The organism is Saccharophagus degradans 2-40 (assembly GCF_000013665.1).
Classification (GTDB): domain Bacteria; phylum Pseudomonadota; class Gammaproteobacteria; order Pseudomonadales; family Cellvibrionaceae; genus Saccharophagus; species Saccharophagus degradans.
This window is the reverse complement of record NC_007912.1, coordinates 4656128-4672357: the sequence shown is the minus strand read 5'-3', so window position 1 is coordinate 4672357 and position 16230 is coordinate 4656128. Positions and strand designations below refer to the sequence as shown.

Annotated in this window: 17 protein-coding genes; 6 read left to right on the top strand and 11 right to left on the bottom strand. The window is 45.8% G+C overall.

Annotated elements, in window-relative coordinates; translation table 11 throughout:
• Positions 1-18: 18 nt before the first annotated feature.
• From SDE_RS19270 to SDE_RS19245, 6 genes are all read right to left on the bottom strand, one after another.
• A complete protein-coding gene (locus SDE_RS19270) occupies positions 19-282 on the bottom strand; it encodes a hypothetical protein (RefSeq protein WP_041324912.1) in 264 nt (87 codons plus the stop codon).
• Between the two features lie 126 nt (positions 283-408).
• On the bottom strand, positions 409-1284 hold the full coding sequence (locus SDE_RS19265; RefSeq protein WP_011470158.1) for a hypothetical protein: 876 nt from the start codon (positions 1282-1284) through the stop codon (positions 409-411).
• Position 1285: 1 nt separating this feature from the next.
• On the bottom strand, positions 1286-2470 hold the full coding sequence (locus tag SDE_RS19260; protein WP_011470157.1) for a YwqJ-related putative deaminase: 1185 nt from the start codon (positions 2468-2470) through the stop codon (positions 1286-1288).
• Between the two features lie 68 nt (positions 2471-2538).
• Entirely contained in the window at positions 2539-3012 is a 474-nt protein-coding gene (locus SDE_RS19255) for an SMI1/KNR4 family protein (RefSeq protein ID WP_011470156.1), read from the bottom strand.
• 8 nt (positions 3013-3020) lie between these two features.
• Positions 3021-4859 (bottom strand): HNH endonuclease, encoded by a 1839-nt coding sequence (locus tag SDE_RS23150; protein WP_041324910.1) that lies wholly within the window; start codon positions 4857-4859, stop codon positions 3021-3023.
• A 213-nt stretch (positions 4860-5072) separates the two neighbouring features.
• Positions 5073-5939, bottom strand: a complete 867-nt coding sequence (locus SDE_RS19245; protein ID WP_011470154.1) for a YicC/YloC family endoribonuclease — start codon at positions 5937-5939, stop codon at positions 5073-5075.
• A 200-nt stretch (positions 5940-6139) separates the two neighbouring features.
• Between SDE_RS19245 and rph the strand changes: the two genes are divergently transcribed.
• Positions 6140-6859 carry a ribonuclease PH gene (rph, locus tag SDE_RS19240; RefSeq protein ID WP_011470153.1) on the top strand — a complete coding sequence of 240 codons (720 nt, stop codon included), beginning with the start codon at positions 6140-6142 and terminating at the stop codon, positions 6857-6859.
• Positions 6860-7110: 251 nt separating this feature from the next.
• The gene (locus SDE_RS19235) at positions 7111-7515 is read left to right on the top strand and encodes a hypothetical protein (RefSeq protein WP_011470152.1); all 405 of its coding nucleotides are present in this window, start codon (positions 7111-7113) and stop codon (positions 7513-7515) included.
• Between the two features lie 7 nt (positions 7516-7522).
• Here the strand turns inward: SDE_RS19235 and mutM are convergent, their stop codons facing one another.
• The 4 genes from mutM to radC all read right to left on the bottom strand — a co-directional run bounded on the left by mutM (position 7523) and on the right by radC (position 9749).
• Positions 7523-8338: a bifunctional DNA-formamidopyrimidine glycosylase/DNA-(apurinic or apyrimidinic site) lyase gene (mutM, locus tag SDE_RS19230; protein ID WP_011470151.1), complete on the bottom strand. Its 816-nt coding sequence runs from the start codon at positions 8336-8338 to the stop codon at positions 7523-7525.
• A gap of 102 nt (positions 8339-8440) precedes the next feature.
• On the bottom strand, positions 8441-8596 hold the full coding sequence (rpmG, locus tag SDE_RS19225) for a 50S ribosomal protein L33 (RefSeq protein ID WP_011470150.1): 156 nt from the start codon (positions 8594-8596) through the stop codon (positions 8441-8443).
• Positions 8597-8624: 28 nt separating this feature from the next.
• Positions 8625-8861 (bottom strand): 50S ribosomal protein L28, encoded by a 237-nt coding sequence (gene rpmB, locus SDE_RS19220; RefSeq protein ID WP_011470149.1) that lies wholly within the window; start codon positions 8859-8861, stop codon positions 8625-8627.
• Positions 8862-9074: 213 nt separating this feature from the next.
• Positions 9075-9749 carry a RadC family protein gene (gene radC, locus SDE_RS19215; RefSeq protein ID WP_011470148.1) on the bottom strand — a complete coding sequence of 225 codons (675 nt, stop codon included), beginning with the start codon at positions 9747-9749 and terminating at the stop codon, positions 9075-9077.
• Between the two features lie 196 nt (positions 9750-9945).
• On the opposite strand from radC, the gene coaBC reads away from it, so the two are divergent.
• The 4 genes from coaBC to slmA all read left to right on the top strand — a co-directional run bounded on the left by coaBC (position 9946) and on the right by slmA (position 15410).
• Positions 9946-11217, top strand: coding sequence for a bifunctional phosphopantothenoylcysteine decarboxylase/phosphopantothenate--cysteine ligase CoaBC (gene coaBC, locus SDE_RS19210; RefSeq protein ID WP_011470147.1), 1272 nt, complete (start codon positions 9946-9948; stop codon positions 11215-11217).
• Between the two features lie 91 nt (positions 11218-11308).
• Positions 11309-13801 (top strand): phosphomannomutase/phosphoglucomutase, encoded by a 2493-nt coding sequence (locus SDE_RS19205; protein WP_011470146.1) that lies wholly within the window; start codon positions 11309-11311, stop codon positions 13799-13801.
• A 9-nt stretch (positions 13802-13810) separates the two neighbouring features.
• Positions 13811-14713 (top strand): acetylglutamate kinase, encoded by a 903-nt coding sequence (gene argB / locus SDE_RS19200; RefSeq protein ID WP_011470145.1) that lies wholly within the window; start codon positions 13811-13813, stop codon positions 14711-14713.
• A gap of 97 nt (positions 14714-14810) precedes the next feature.
• Positions 14811-15410: a nucleoid occlusion factor SlmA gene (gene slmA / locus SDE_RS19195; protein ID WP_011470144.1), complete on the top strand. Its 600-nt coding sequence runs from the start codon at positions 14811-14813 to the stop codon at positions 15408-15410.
• 110 nt (positions 15411-15520) lie between these two features.
• On the opposite strand, the gene SDE_RS19190 is transcribed toward slmA, so the two are convergent.
• Positions 15521-16171: a DUF4124 domain-containing protein gene (locus SDE_RS19190; protein WP_011470143.1), complete on the bottom strand. Its 651-nt coding sequence runs from the start codon at positions 16169-16171 to the stop codon at positions 15521-15523.
• Positions 16172-16230: the final 59 nt, after the last annotated feature.

Sequence of the window (16230 nt, the reverse complement as noted above, 5' to 3'; positions counted from 1 at the left end):
TTCCTCTTCACTAAGGTACTAGGTACACCGCTCAAGGTGGATGCGAATTAATAATTCTAAAGTTTGTTTGTTAATGTCGCCTCTGAGAAATCCATGCTTTACACCTTTATCACACAAAACTATGTGGATAATTAGTTTCTCTTGCTCACTCTGCTCAATAGACTTCGCATGCTCAACTTGCACACGTGAGGAAGCCTGTCGAATATTTAGTCCATCTCCCATAAATTCTTCAATATCCTCATGGATATATTCTTGAAGCTCTCTGTATGACCATTTATCCACACTTATTCTCCGGCAAATATGTTCAGCTGAATACCAGGGTATAGGGCTTTAAATTTTTTGCCTATATACCGTCTACGGGAAACAACTCGGCAAGTGGGGCAGTTGGCGAATCCTACTATCAAACAGCTAAGCTAATACTTCCTCTCGGTTGAGCTCAATGTGGCAATCTGGCTTGTCAGACTTTAATATCTTTACGTCCTCTAATTTTATTGTATTAGAATTAATAAACAGCTTGTTAAGCCTGCTATTCGCTTTCAGTAAATGTAGGCCTTCTTTTGTAACTGATGTATCGAAGAGGCTAATATTATCCGTTTGTTGTAGTGCACCCGAAGAGATTAACCTTTTAAATAATCTATCTGTAACGGAATTGCCAGAAATAGACAAAGACTCTGATGTCTTTAACTCATCTATAAAGTGTTCATTTTTAAATGCTGGAATCGCTAATTTATCCGATATCAGTTTTACCTGATTGAAGTAATCACCTTCCATTCCTAGCGCAGACAAGTATCCATCTTCATTAAACACCAAATTAAAAGAAAAAGAATTTCGAGACGTAACTTCGTATTTTTTTAACTGCTCATTTTCGTGCCATTGATAAATTTGTGAGAAGCCATCCTCAATAAGTTCTATTGACTCTAAGCACCCCGTTTTATAGTAGGTAACTTGTGAGTCAGACCATCCTCTTACAAATAATAACTCTCCAGTGCAAAAGTCTCCATCAAACTCTAGCGCGATACCATTAAAACGAACCCCATTTAAGCATAGAAATGGCTCATAATCGTTTTCATCTTCAGGATCTAAAATCTCTATATCGATGATTCTATGATCATATCTAGGTAAATATTTTGGGGAATACTGTCCTATTTCCATCCCTTCTGAAATTTTAATTGCTTTTACTATTTCACCTTGACTCATAGTGAAAGCAATTCCAGAGAAAAAATCGTTATTATAAAAAAGTTTTCCTGTCTTTTCTGTTAATGCACTTTTTTTCAGTCTGAGCATGTTACTTAACTCCTGTCAAAATATTTACTGAATTCGACAAAATGCCTCCACAATTACTACATGCTGGAAATGGCAAACCTTGCCCAGGGCCAGGAGCTAATTTGATTGTCGAGACATTTATTCTCGATAAATCAAAGCCTGCTGGTACTTGATGTATTACATTGTTTACTGATTGAATTTCTGCGTGTAAACCAGGAATACCTGCTTGCGTTGGGAACTGTTTAGTACCATCTCCAATGTGCTCTAATATTCTGGAACGAGTAACAGAGTTGAAAGTATTTCCTGAATCTGCATAAAGCTTTTCGACTTGTCTTATATACGCAGCCTGATCGTCAATAACAAAGAACTGATCATCTAATCTACGAACCCCTGGAAAGTTCTTCGCTGAGCCAGGTAAGTTTGTATAATTTTTACTAACGATATCTAATTCATCAACACCTGCTCGAGATAAGGCAGCCTGTTTTCGAAGCTGACCTTTAGTTGAGCTTGAAATGATGGATGCAGCATCATCGGTTAAACCACTTGTTAACCTGTTTGGAAAACCTCCTCCTTCACGCACCGTAGAGGGACTAGGCCTGCTCTCAGGCGCTTTCACCGTTGCCTTACTACCACCAACCCCATCCAACTCCGATTTACTAAGTTTACCAAAATCCGGTATCTCAAGCTTCTTTATCGGCTTTATTTCTTCAACTCTAATGGGCTTGTGCAGCACCTTCCCCAAGTCTGCCATTAAATCTAAGGCGTGTTTTGTAAACGGGCCTATGCGTTGGGCGGTTTTGGTGGCTTTTATTGCATTGGTGGTGGCGCGGGCGGTTTGGGCGGTGCGGCGGGCTATGTTGCCTATGCCTGCGGTGGCGAGTATTAAAAGTACTTCTATGCCTATTTCAAAAACAATTCGTGCTTTGAATGTGCGGCTTTCGCGGTAGCTGATGCTTTGGTACAGGCTATCTAAAAAGTCGAATATTAAGTTGCGGATTAGGGGGTCGTTAACCAGTGCGTCGAATATTTTTTTGCCCTGTTCGGCTTGGGCAATGAGTTTTTGGGCGCTGTCGATTTTTTCGTCGACCATTACACCTATTTTAGCGAGGTCTGCGTTTAGGCCGTCTATGCGGCTTTGCGGTGTATCTCCGTAATTAAAGAGGACAGATCTATTTACATCGGCCCTTTCCTTTAAAGCGTGAAACAATCAAACCAAACAATGGGTTAAATAAGACTGTCCCCTTTTTCACATAACACAAAATAGTGTTAACAGGCCTAATAACTTTCTTCTTCTAAACCATCAACGAATTCAGTAAAGCTATTCGCAATTAGCTCTAAGTTTTCATAAGTTGCAGAAGCCTCTGTTAAGCCTTCTTGCTCATGATCCCAAAAATAAACTTTACCTACATCATCACCCGCTAAAGATAAGCATACAATATTACCGCCAGGGTCTTCAGCGATTGGTAAAATATTCTTAGGTACTCTATCAGCTAAAGTATAAGCTTCATGGTTATGCTTAATGCTCTCATCATAATCATCCGAGAAAGCAAAAAAATAACGAATAATTGAATCTGAATATGGGCCTGTAGCGTTTTGAAATTTAAAAACACATTTCAATGGGTCACCGCCATTATATTTTAACATGAACTCCCTATAATCAGGAGGAAATGGCATACCGATATTTTCTTCAAAATCTCTGATAGCTGATTCACTAATTGCACCAGCTATTGGTGTAATCTCTAATTCCATCGACTAACTCACTCCAAATACGGATTAACTTTATTTTTACCCACATAATCAAACCCAAAAGCCTTTTCCCAAATTGAAACACCACCAGTATGAGGTGACAATTTATGAACATCCGTTCTAACTAGTTGCATCACACCTAAATCCTGATGATGATGCCATGTAAAGTGTTTGGGAGTAGATTTCGCCGAGTTTCCAAAACCTGCCAACTGATTTGCTAACGCAAAGTCCTGATTTCGATTCCCAGTTAATTTAATATTAACTGTGTTTACACCTTTATCATATAGGTAAGGGCTGAAATCTGGGAAGCCTTCAGCGTCATATGTAACTTTCAAATTATTCACGTTTGGACTACTCGACTTAAGCACATAGGTTGAACTACCGTCGGCATTAGGAATTGTTTGGCTAATATTTGGATTATCTACAGTTGGTTTTCTTGGTTTTACTAGATTTGACCTAGATGCATTAATCTCTGTATAGACTTTAGCCGTTTCGGGATCAAGCTGCCCTGCAACTCTAGCATTAATTTTGTTTGGAGCACGTTCCCTCTCACGTACTGTGGCGGTACTAGGCCAGCTCTCAGGCGCTTTCACCGTTGCCTTACTACCACCAACCCCATCCAACTCCGACTTACTAAGTTTACCAAAATCCGGTATCTCAAGCTGTTTTATTGGCTTAATTTCTTCTACATTTATCGGTTTGTGTAGCACCTTCCCCAAGTCCGCCATTAAATCCAAAGCATGTTTTGTAAACGGGCCTATGCGTTGGGCGGTTTTGGTGGCTTTTATTGCGTTGGTGGTGGCGCGGGCGGTTTGGGCGGTGCGGCGGGCTACGTTGCCTATGCCTGCGGTGGCGAGTACTAAAAGTACTTCTATGCCTATTTCAAAAACAATTCGTGCTTTGAGTGTGCGGCTTTCGCGGTAGCTGATACTTTGGTACAGGCTGTCTAAAAAATCGAATATTAAGTTGCGGGTTAGGGGGTCGTTAACAAGGGCGTCGAATATCTTTTTGCCCTGTTCGGCTTGGGCGATAAGTTTTTGGGCGCTGTCGATTTTTTCGTCGACCATTACGCCTATTTTAGCGAGGTCTGCGTTTAGGCCGTCTATGTCACCCGTTGCGCCTTTGTAGGTCATTTCTAGTAAAGCGCGGTTTACTTTTAGATGGGTTTTAGCGGATTCGTAAGATAGCTCTACAACGAATACTGCAATGTCTTTTAACCCTACTATAAAATCGTACACCGTATCGAAGGCTTCGGCGGTTATGTCGTATACCTCATAACCTTTGCGCCATAGGAAAAATCTGTCCCAGTGGGCTAGGTCTTCGGCATCTTTTTGGGTCCAGCGGGCCATTATGTCTTTGGCTAATTCTTCCGCTAGGCGGTATCGCTGAACAATTACGGGGCTTTCGCAGTTTAAATCGATGGTTTCTGGGGTGGCGTACAGCACGTCTTGCGGGTTGCCCAGTCGCTCAGTTTTATCTTCGCTCAAATAAAAGGCTTTAATTCTGCCAGATAATATCAGGTGTTCTATATCGCCGCGCAAACTAAAGTCGAAGTAGTGGGTGGGCGGGGTGCCGTGGTATAGGGTGTATATAGCACGCAGGTGCTCGGCGCCAAGCATGCCTAACACCAGCGAAAGCTCGCTGCTGCTGCCTACCAGGTCACCACTAAAGCCTTCGCGTTTTAACATCATCCAGTAGGATGGCTGAAAGGTTTGTTTGGCAAAAAGCCAGCAGCCATTAAAAAGGCGCACGCCGTAAAGCTCTGACGTAAATGGCAGTGGAATGGGTAATGGGTGAGAGACCATCATGGCCGAGTAATTCCTTTTACGCGAAAAGAGTTGCGCCGCCATTGGACAATAACCAACGTACCGGTGGCAAGTGCGCTTTGTTTACCTTGTAAGCAGACAATACTTAGGGTGCCACAATGTGCGCAGTTTGAGACTTGTCTCTTGTTTGATGGAGTAGGGCAGTGTGTTTGAGTGGGGTGTGTATAGGTGAAGTGTTTGAGTGGGAGGCTATTGTGGTGGGTGGTGCCCACCCTGCGGGAGGGTGGGATTGGCGAGTTATTCGATATTTTGAATCTGTTCGCGCATTTGTTCGATAAGTACTTTTAAATCTACAGCGGTTTGAGTGGTGTCACTCGCCATGGATTTCGATGAGAGTGTGTTGGCTTCTCTGTTTAATTCTTGCATTAAAAAATCTAACCGGCGGCCGATGGGGCCTTTTTGTTTTAGGGCTAGGCGCACTTCGGTTAGGTGTGCTTCAAGGCGGTCTAGCTCTTCTGCTACATCGGATTTTTGTGTTACGTAAACAACTTCTTGGTGGAAGCGATCTTCGTCTACTTCTATTTTTAGCGCTTCTAGTTTTGCGTGTAGCTTTTCTTGAAATTGGGCAAGTATTTCGGGTACGCGCTTGCGTACGTCTACCACATGCTCGGCAATGGCGTTTAGGCGCTGCTCTATAAGTTGGCCTAGTTCGGCGCCTTCGCGGTCGCGGTTGGCGATGAGCTGGTCCAGCGTTTTATTAAATAGCTCGGTGGTGGCAGCTTGCAGTACTTCGGCGTCTACTTCTGCGGTTTGAATTACGCCCGGCCAGCGCAGAATCTCTACTGGGTTAATGGGGGCGGCGTTAGCCAGTTCTGCGCTTAGTTGCTCACTCATTTTTGCCAATTGTTTTGCTAGAGTAAGGTTTAAGCCAAGGTTAGAGGAGTCGGCCGCTTCTGTGCGCAGGTGCACGTTGGCTTCTACTTTGCCGCGGCTGAGTTTTTTGCGTATTTGATCGCGCAATTTGGGCTCGGTGGCACGCAAGGATTCGGGCATGCGAATAGTGGGTTCTAAATAGCGGTGGTTTACTGTGCGAACTTCGCAGGAGAGGGTGCCCCAGTCGTATTGTTGTTCTAATCGTGCAAAGCCCGTCATGCTGCGTGGCATAGTGGTTCCTCTATTTGTGTGAATTTATTGTTTGCTAAAAGCGTTGTGTTAACGGGGTGCATCTTACCACAGGGCGGGAGCTGCACTGGAGCCATTGCTAATTTCGGCGTGCATTACCCTGCGCGCCAACCTTTGCGGGCTTTCCCTGTTATAATTCGCGCCCATAATTTAAGCCCAACGTATTTACTAAAGGATTCATCATGCAACGACCAAGTGGCCGCGCTCCAGAACAACTACGTGACGTAACTATTACTCGTCAGTTTACTCGTCACGCTGAGGGCTCTGTTTTAGTTTGCTTTGGCGATACCAAGGTTATATGTACGGCCTCTGTAGAAGCCGGTGTGCCCCGCTTTTTAAAAGGGCAGGGGCAGGGTTGGATAACAGCAGAATACGGGATGTTGCCGCGTTCTACGGGCTCGCGTATGGGGCGTGAAGCTGCACGCGGTAAGCAGGGTGGGCGCACGGTAGAAATCCAGCGTTTAATTGGCCGCTCTTTGCGCGCCGCTGTCGATTTAACGGCACTGGGTGAGCATTCTATTGTAATAGATTGCGATGTTATTCAGGCCGATGGTGGCACGCGAACTGCTTCTATAACCGGTGCACTTGTGGCGTTGGTAGATGCCATTCGTTATTTGCAGCGCGAAAAAATGATTACCACCGACCCGTTAGTGCATATGGTTGCAGCGGTTTCTGTGGGTATTTATGAGGGCGTGCCGGTGTTGGATTTGGATTACCCAGAAGATTCCAACGCAGAAACCGATATGAATATGGTGATGACAGAGGAAGGCGGCTTGATTGAAATTCAAGGTACTGCCGAGAAAAAACCGTTCACCGATGAGCAGTTTGCGGGCATGTTTAGCTTAGCTAAGAAAGGTGTGGCGGAATTGGTTGCGTTGCAGAAGGCCGCTTTGGCGCAGTAGTGGCTTTAAAATGGAGGGGGTTGTCGTTTAGGTTGTCTGATTAATTAAGCGATAGTGTGGCGCGCTGCATATTATCAAGTGTTTTTACTTTACATTTTTATAACAGAGTTTATTTTGTGCATCCGTTAATGTCTGCTGCTAGGGGAATGGTCGTTTCGGCTGCAAAAATATAAAGCCTCACTAGAAGGCGTTTTTATATTGCGCGCACATTTAAGGCGCGTTTTACCTAAAGGATGAATCAAGGAGTTAGTATGAACAGGCTGCTTAGTAAAGTGGCTTTGGTAGTGTGTGTAATTTTGCTGGCTGGCAAAAGTTATGCGGCACCGAGCTTGGAAGTTCCCAGTTTGTCAGATGATGCGACATTTGTAGTGGGAGTAGATTGGAGCTTGGTGAATACCGAAGACCAAAAGCACATAGAGTTATATCGCAATTATCAAGGTGGCGAATTCGAATTAATTGCTCAAGGGCAATCAATTCAAGCGCTGTCGCAGGTGGTTTTAAAGAATGGAGTATACGGCTATAAGCTGCGTATTATTCAGTCTGACCTCGCCTTTGAAAGTGCACCGGCATTTGTAGAAGTTAATTCACCGGTTTTAAGCTACCAATTACCAGAGCCTAAATCGCGTCGCGCTTACGGCTTGGGTATGAACTATTAGCTGCCATTTATTTTTGGCAATGGGTGCAGTACACGGTGGTGCGCTGCCCTAGTTTTTTTTCTGTAAGAGGTTTGCGGCATTTCTTACAGGCCTTGCCCCCACGGCCGTATACGTTTAGTTCCTGCGCAAAATAACCCGGTTTACCATCTCCGCCTACAAAGTCTCTTAGCGTTGTACCGCCTTGTTCTATGGCTTTGGCAAGCACGCTTTTAATTTCGCTACAAAAAATATCGCACTGCTTTTGGCTGAGTTTACCCGCGGCTTTTAGTGGGTGAATAGCAGAGTTAAATAAAGCTTCGTTAGCGTAAATGTTGCCCACCCCAACCACTACCTTGCTGTCCATAATCCACGTTTTAACACTTTGGCTGCGCTTGCGGCTTTTATCGAACAGGTAGGCGCTGTTGAATGCGTCGGTTAGTGGTTCTGGCCCGAGGTGGTTGAGTAGCTTGTGCTCGAGAATGGCTTCGTTTGTCCATAATACGGCGCCAAATCGGCGCGGATCTGTGTAGCGCAGGGCGAGGTTACCGCCAAATGCTATATCCACGTGGTCGTGTACCATGGGTGGTTCGTCGGCCTTAATAATGCGTAAACTGCCAGACATCCCCAAGTGCCAAATAACGTGCCCATTGGCAAACTCAAGCAGTAGGTATTTACCGCGCCGGTGAATAGTGCGCAGGGTTTTGTTTTGAATTTGTTGGGCTAGGTCTGCTGGGATGGGCCAGCGCAGGGAGCGATTGCGCACGCTAACGGCTTTAACGCGTTTGCCTTCTAGGTGGGGGAGTATACCGCGGCGGGTGGTTTCTACTTCGGGTAACTCTGGCATGGCAATCTCCGTGCGGCTTTAGTGTAAAGGAGCCTCTGAACTATTTACGGGCACAAAAAAGCCCAGACATGCTGGGCTTTTAGTGTACCGCGAAGAAAAATCTTATTTGATTTTGCCTTCTTTGTACATTACGTGCTTGCGAGCTACAGGATCAAACTTTTTGATCTCGAACTTGCCAGGCATGTTGCGCTTGTTTTTGGTCGTAGTGTAGAAGTGACCTGTACCTGCGCTTGAATTCAAACGGATTTTATCTCTCATGATGTTTTCTCCTCAGTCTCTAGCCGGCTTAAACTTTTTCGCCGCGAGCGCGAAGCTCAGCTAGAACGGTATCGATACCTTTCTTGTCGATGATACGCATACCTTTAGTAGAGATACGCAGTTTAACGAAACGCTTCTCAGACTCTACCCAAAAACGGTGAGAGTGTAAGTTTGGCAAAAAACGACGCTTAGTGTGGTTTTTTGCGTGAGATACGTTGTGGCCTGTTACTGGGCGTTTACCTGTAACCTGACAAACCTTAGCCATTGTTTTGCCTCATAAATTGTCTGAACTGGCTGGTCTGTAAATGAGCAGCCATTAAGTGCTTGTGGAATTCGGTATACCTCGGCCTGAGTGGCTAAAAAATGCACAATCATTTGTCGGTGGCCGAAAAGAGGCGCGTTTTATACCAGAGCGACCAATCAATAGCAAGAAATTGATGAAAAACCAGTCATATTTGGCCAGTTTTTTGTAGATTTGTTAAATCCAGCCTCTTTCTGCAAATGATACCGCTTCGGTGTCACCCACCACTAGGTGGTCCAAAGTGCGAATGTCCACCAATTGTAGCGCTTGTTGTAGGCGTTTGGTAATGGCTTTATCTGGCTCGCTGGGCTCGGCAATACCAGATGGATGGTTGTGAGCGAGGATAACCGCCGCCGCATTGTGGCTAAGGGCCGTTTTAACCACTTCGCGGGGGTACACCGAGGCGCTATCGATAGTGCCGTTAAACAGCTCTACAAACTTAATTAGCTGGTTTTGTGTATTTAACAGTATTAGCGCAAATACTTCGCTTTGACGATGACGCAGTTGCGCACTCACAAACTGTTTAACGGCGGTGGTACTGGTAAGTGAAGTTTTTTGTTCGAGCGCTGCGGCTAAATGCCGACGGGACATTTCCAGTACAGCCTGCAGCTGGCTGAATTTGGCGTTGCCCAAGCCCTGGGCTTGGCAAAAGTCCTGTTGTGACGCTTCTAAGAGCGGTCGCAAGCCGCCAAAGTAAGCCAGTAGCTCGCGCGCCAAATCGACGGCGGATTTACCTTTCACGCCGGTGCGCAGGAATATTGCCAGTAATTCAGCATCGGAAAGCGCGTGTGCGCCTCGGTTAAGAAGTTTTTCGCGGGGGCGTTCTTCAATGGGCCAATCGGTTATTGCCATACTATGTTCCTTATAGTGAGAGCTCGCTATTCATTAGCAAGTTAATTTGCGCGACGTGGCTCGGCGGTAGAAGTGAATGGTCACTACTTAAGCAAGCCACCAATAAAGCGGGTTCGAACGTGCACTGTTAAGTTCATAAACCCGCATTAAGATGGTATCTTAATGCCCCTAATCTCGATTGGCTAGATGCCCCTAAATGAATACCCTAACCAATAAACGCGTTTTGCTTGGCGTAACCGGCGGAATAGCGGCCTACAAAAGTGCAGACTTAGTGCGCCGCTTGCAGGATGCCGGTGCCGATGTGCGTGTGGTGATGACCCGCGCGGCACAAGAGTTTATTACCCCGCTTACCATGCAGGCACTTTCTGGTAAGCCTGTGCACACCGAGCTATTAGATACGCAGGCCGAGGCGGCCATGGGGCATATTGAGCTGGCGCGCTGGGCCGATGTTATTTTGGTTGCCCCTGCCAGCGCAGATTTTATTGCCAAACTTAGTCACGGTGAGGGCAGCGATTTACTGTCTACCCTGTGCTTGGCTTCCAAGGGGCTTATTGCCGTGGCGCCAGCCATGAATCAAGCCATGTGGGCAAGCCCTGCCACGCAAGATAACCTAGCGCTTATTGCCAAGCGAGCAGTGCATATTATTGGCCCGGCTGCCGGTAGCCAAGCCTGTGGCGATGTAGGTATGGGCAGAATGCTTGAGCCACTCGCCATATGCGAAGCGGTCGCGGGCCTGTTTCAGGCTGGTAGTATGACGGGTCGCAAAGTGGTGATTACTGCAGGCCCCACGCGCGAGGCCATAGACCCTGTGCGATATATCTCCAACCACAGCTCAGGCAAAATGGGCTATGCCCTAGCGCAAGCCATGGCAGAGGCAGGGGCTCACACTATACTTGTGAGCGGCCCCACCCAGTTGCCGGTGCCAGAGCGCGTTACGCGAATAAATGTAGAAAGCGCGCTAGAAATGGCCGCGCAAGTAGAGGCGAGTGTAGAAGGGGCCGATGTGTTTATTGGTGCTGCTGCCGTTGCCGATTACCGCCCTGCGAATGTGGCGCAACAAAAGTTAAAAAAGACCGAAGGGATGAGCAACACCATAGAATTGGTGGAAAACCCCGATATTATTCGCGCGGTGGCGGAGCGGGCAGATAGGCCCATAACCGTAGGTTTTGCTGCAGAGACAAAAGATGTACAGCAATATGCCGCCTCTAAGTTGCACGCTAAAAAGCTCGATATGATTATTGCCAACGATGTGTCGCAAGTGGGTATTGGCTTTAACAGTGACAATAACGCTGTATGGGTATTGCGCCGCAAAGCGCCATTAAATGCGCATGATGCGGCTAGCGGGGGCAGCGAAGCGAGTGCAGCCCTGTTAGAAGAATCAATAGATCAAATGAGTAAGGCGCAATTATCGCGCGTGTTAGTTACAAAAATAGCAGACTTTTTTAAACAGGCAGAAGCCGTTAAATAATTTAACCTAATTTATATTTGGTGTTGCGCAAAGGGTAAGTGTAAACCCTGCAGGATTGCGTTTAATTGCCGCGCTAAGAAAAGGACAGATCGTGTTACCGAAGCCCAGTAGAGCAAATCTTGAAGATGGTTCTTCAGTAAAAGGTAAAAGCGTTAAAGCTAAAAATACGAGCAAAGCAAGCCCGGTTGTAATTGCTGTAAGTATCGCGTTGGCGGTCGCGGCAATCATTGTCGGTGGTGTTGGTTTTGCTGCGTATAAATTTTTAGTGATAGATGTACAAGAAAAGCAATTAATAAAGCTCACCGAGCAGCGCTCGGCGATAGTGGCAGAAAACTTAAAAATTTATATCGATAGTGTGTATCAGCAAGTCGATTTTTTTGCGCGCAAGCCAAGCTTAGCGTCGGCATTAGCGTCTAATGATGAAGAGGCGCTTGAAGATATAGAAGCGCAAATTCTTAAACAGGTAAATAATGTCGAGTCTGCGCAAGCTTTCCCTAAAGGTAGCGCAAAACTGGACGCCGAAGCGCCATTCCCAATTCGCTTTGCGGAGCTAGAACAAATTCGGCTTGCCGAAGAGCGTGAAACAGTTTTACCAGAGTTTGCCAATATCAATAAACAGTGGTTGCTCTCTTACGCTGTTGCGGTGCCCTCTGTTAGTGATTTGCCTGCGCACGGCACATTGCTATTGCGTTTTAATATCGATGGCGTAAAGCGCGCAATTGGTGAAGAAAATGTTCAATTTGGCCGCGCAACTCTCATTCAAAAAATTCCGGGAGTTCAAGACCGAAATGTATTTGTTGTTGGGCAAGGCGGCGAAGGTCGCGCCGAGCCAGCAGCGGTAGAGGGCACCTATTGGCATATTATTTTTGAACCATCGCCCTTGATGAGAGCGCAAGCATCGGTAGATGCAACGCTAATCTATATTGGCATTGGTGCGCTTGCCGCTATTTGTTTTTTAACGGCTGTATTACTCGGCCGCCGAATAGGATTGCGTATGGTTGCTAAAGCCGAAACGCAAGCTGTTAATGTGTCTTTAGGTTTGAAACCGGACGCTGTTGCGCCTTCTGTACCGCAGGATATTTTAGATATAGAAATTAGCGACGAAGACGAAGCACTACTGGGCTTGGAAGATGAAGAAACGGCAACTGCTGGATCGGCTTCGTTGGCAGATATACCAGAACAAACGGAAGACATTGACGATTCACTTTTGCCCAATGTTATTTTCCGTGCTTACGATATACGCGGTTTGGCAAAAACAGAAATTACCAAAGAAATAGCGCAGCAAATAGGCCAAGCAGTGGCAAGTGAGGCACTGGATGCTGGTGAGACAACATTAATTGTTGCGCGCGATGCGCGCACCCACAGCCCAGAGCTTACCGAGTATTTAATTCGCGGTATATTAAGTACGGGTTGTGATGTGGTGAATATTGGTACCGTACCTACACCGCTACTGTATTTTGCAACGGAAACGTTAGATTGCGGTAAAAGTGGCATTATGGTGACGGCTTCGCACAATCCTGCGGAGTACAATGGCTTTAAAGTTGTAATCAATGGTAAGTGTCGGGCAGAAGAAGATATTAAAGCGATTCGCGCGCGTATTTTAAGTAAAAATTTATACGAAGGTGCAGGCGAAGAAAAACGCCACGATATTGTGCCAAGCTATATCGATACCATTTTTTCTGATGTGGCACTTGCAGGCGATATATCTATCGTTATTGACGCTGCGAACGGCGTAACAGGTAAGGTGGCCCCGCAGTTATTTGAAGAGCTTGGTTGCGGTGTTGTGCCATTGTTCTGCGACTTAGACGGTACATTCCCAAATCACGACCCAGACCCAACTATTGTTAAAAATTTGCAGCCGCTAATTGCGAAAGTACGCGAAACCAATGCCGATTTAGGTGTGGCGTTTGATGGTGATGGTGACCGCTTGGTAGTGGTTACGCCAAAAGGCAAAATTATTTGGCCAGACCGCCTGCTTATGCTTTTTGCAAAAGATATTGTATCGCGCAACCCCGGTGCCGATGTGGTGTTCGATGTGAAAAGTACACGCGCATTAAACCAGTGTATTACCGATTACGGTGGGCGCCCCATATTATGGAAAACCGGTCACTCACCAATGAAAGGCAAAATGCTCGAAACGGGCGCTTTGTTGGGTGGTGAATACTCGGGCCATATCTTTATTAAAGACCGCTGGTTTGGCTTTGATGACGGCATGTACGCCGCTGCACGTTTAATAGAAATAATTAGCTTGCAGGGTGAAACTCTGGACGAAATTATTGGTGAATTTCCAGAGCTTATTTCTACTACTGAAGTGCGTGTAGATGTAGCGGAAGATAAGAAATTTAAATTGATAGAAAGCCTGATTCAAAACGGCGACTTTGGCGAAGCCAAACTCACCACATTGGATGGCCTGCGGGCAGACTTTAAAGACGGTTGGGGCTTGGTGCGTGGGTCGAATACATCGGCCTCAATTACCCTGCGTTTTGAAGCAGAAAATGAAGAGTTCTTACATTTTATTAAGGCGCTATTTGTACGCGAATTGCGCAAAGTAGATAACACCATCGTCGTGGACTGGGAGCAATAGACACACATCATGCAAACACAAGATCAAGCACTAGAAGTAGCAAAAGTACTCACCGAGGCGCTGCCTTATATTCAACGCTTTACCGGCAAAACTATTGTTGTAAAGTTTGGTGGCAACGCTATGACCGATACCGAGCTACAGAATAGCTTTGCGCGCGATATTGTGTTGATGAAGTTGGTGGGCATGAACCCTATTGTTGTACACGGTGGTGGGCCTCAAATAGGCGACTTACTTAAAAAATTAAATATCGAATCGTCATTTGTTGATGGTATGCGCGTAACAGATAGCGCAACAATGGATGTGGTCGAAATGGTATTGGGCGGTACAGTTAACAAACAAATTGTTAGCCTAATTAATCGCAATGGCGGCCAAGCAATTGGCGTAACGGGTAAAGACGGTAATTTAATTCACGCAAAAAAATTAACCGTTAATCGCAAAAGCCCAGAAGTACAAGCGTCAGAAATAATTGATATAGGTCATGTAGGCGAAGTGAAAACAATTAACCGTTCTGTCATTGATGTTTTGGTTAACAGTGATTTTATTCCGGTTATTGCACCAATTGGTGTGGGCGACGATGGCGCCAGCTATAATATTAATGCCGACCTAGTAGCAGGAAAAGTTGCAGAAGTGTTACAGGCCGAAAAGCTTATGTTGTTGACCAATGTGGCAGGCCTGCAAGACAAGTCTGGTCAAGTTTTAACAGGTTTGACCACAGGTCGCGTAGACGAATTAATTGCCGATGGCACAATATATGGTGGTATGTTACCAAAAATTAGTTGTGCACTGGATGCCGTTAAATGTGGTGTAAAAAGTGCACACATTATAGATGGCCGTGTTCCACACGCCGTACTGTTGGAAATCTTTACAGATTCTGGTGTGGGTACGCTCATTACTAACGAATATTCGGCTTAGAATTAGCTTATTCGCACATATTGTATTGATGCATTTGTAACTTCCGGCTAGGATAACTCTCTAGCCATTCACCACCACTTAACTCGCACTATTAGATATGAATACAAATAATAAGAAGCCTCGGCGCCAACAAATTTTGGAAGCATTAGCGAGTATGCTTGAGGCTAGCCCTGGTGCGCGTATAACAACGGCCGCACTGGCTAAAGAAGTAGGGGTGTCGGAGGCAGCGCTTTACCGGCACTTCCCAAGCAAATCCAAGATGTTTGAGGGTTTGATTGAGTTTATTGAAGAAACTATTTTTACCCGTGTTTCTATTATAACTGCAGAGCCTATAGATGCTTTAGAGCGCTGCCAGAAAATTCTCCACTTATTGCTTGCCTTCTCTGAGCGCAACCCAGGTATTACCCGTATTCTTACTGGTGATGCTTTGGCTGGCGAAACTGAACGTTTGCGTACCCGCGTAAGTCAATTATTTGATCGCTTAGAAACCCAGTTAAAACAAATTTTACGCGATGCAGAAATTCGAGACGGCATGCACTTTGGTTTAAGTGTGGCAGCCACGGTGAATTTAATGTTGGTAAGTGCCGAAGGAAAAATAGCGCAGTTTGTAAGAAGCGATTTTAAAAAGTTGCCGACGGAATCTTGGCAGGAGCAGTGGCCTTATTTGGTGCGCGGCTTCGTAGTAGAAACCGCTTAATTAAACTAAAGCTAGTTTGGCATTAAACTGCTTTTAAGTGAAAGCTAGCCTCAATTAGCAATTAGCAATTAGCAATTAGCAATTAGCAATTAGCAATTAGCAATTAGCAATTAGTTTTGTGCATTGCGCAATTGCTGCCCTTCTAAAGATTGCCCCTTCACAAAAGTCATAATATCTGCGTCGTACTTCTGCACAATTTTATCGCGCTCTTCTTGCCGTATGGTCATTAGCTCTTCGGTAATTGTAAGCTCTGCGCGCGAATTGGCGAGGTCGGTAAGCACGTGTGCTGGTACTTCGCGGCCAGCGCGTTCAGCCGCAGCGGCTTTGCTCATGTGGTTTTCTATTTGGCCGGTTAAGTTGCTTACGTTACCACGTAAAATCGCAATGCTGGTTTCTACACTTTCCAGTTGGCGTTGCTTGGCTTCTTCAATTTCTTCAATATTGCTATAGCGACGGCGTAGCACTTTGTACTCTTCTTGCAGAGCGCGACGCGCATTGGCAGCTGCAATTTCATCCTCGGTAGGTGCCGGTGGCACTACGCGCACAACCTGGCCGGACTCATTAATAACTTCGTAGCCATTTTGTGCGTATTTAGGGGGGATGATGTGGTTAAGCACTTTAACACCCTGCTCGTTTACATAGCGGTACAGCAACTTTTGCGCTGCAAAGCTTTGCGTGCTAGCCAGTAGCGCGCTGGCGAATGCAAGCCCTACCAATATTTGGCGGCGTGTATGGCGTGTGCGCTTGGGTGTTAATATCATGCTGTTTCTCTGTACATTGGTTTTAGCCGTTTTAAATCACGTGCTAGCTGGCAGATTAG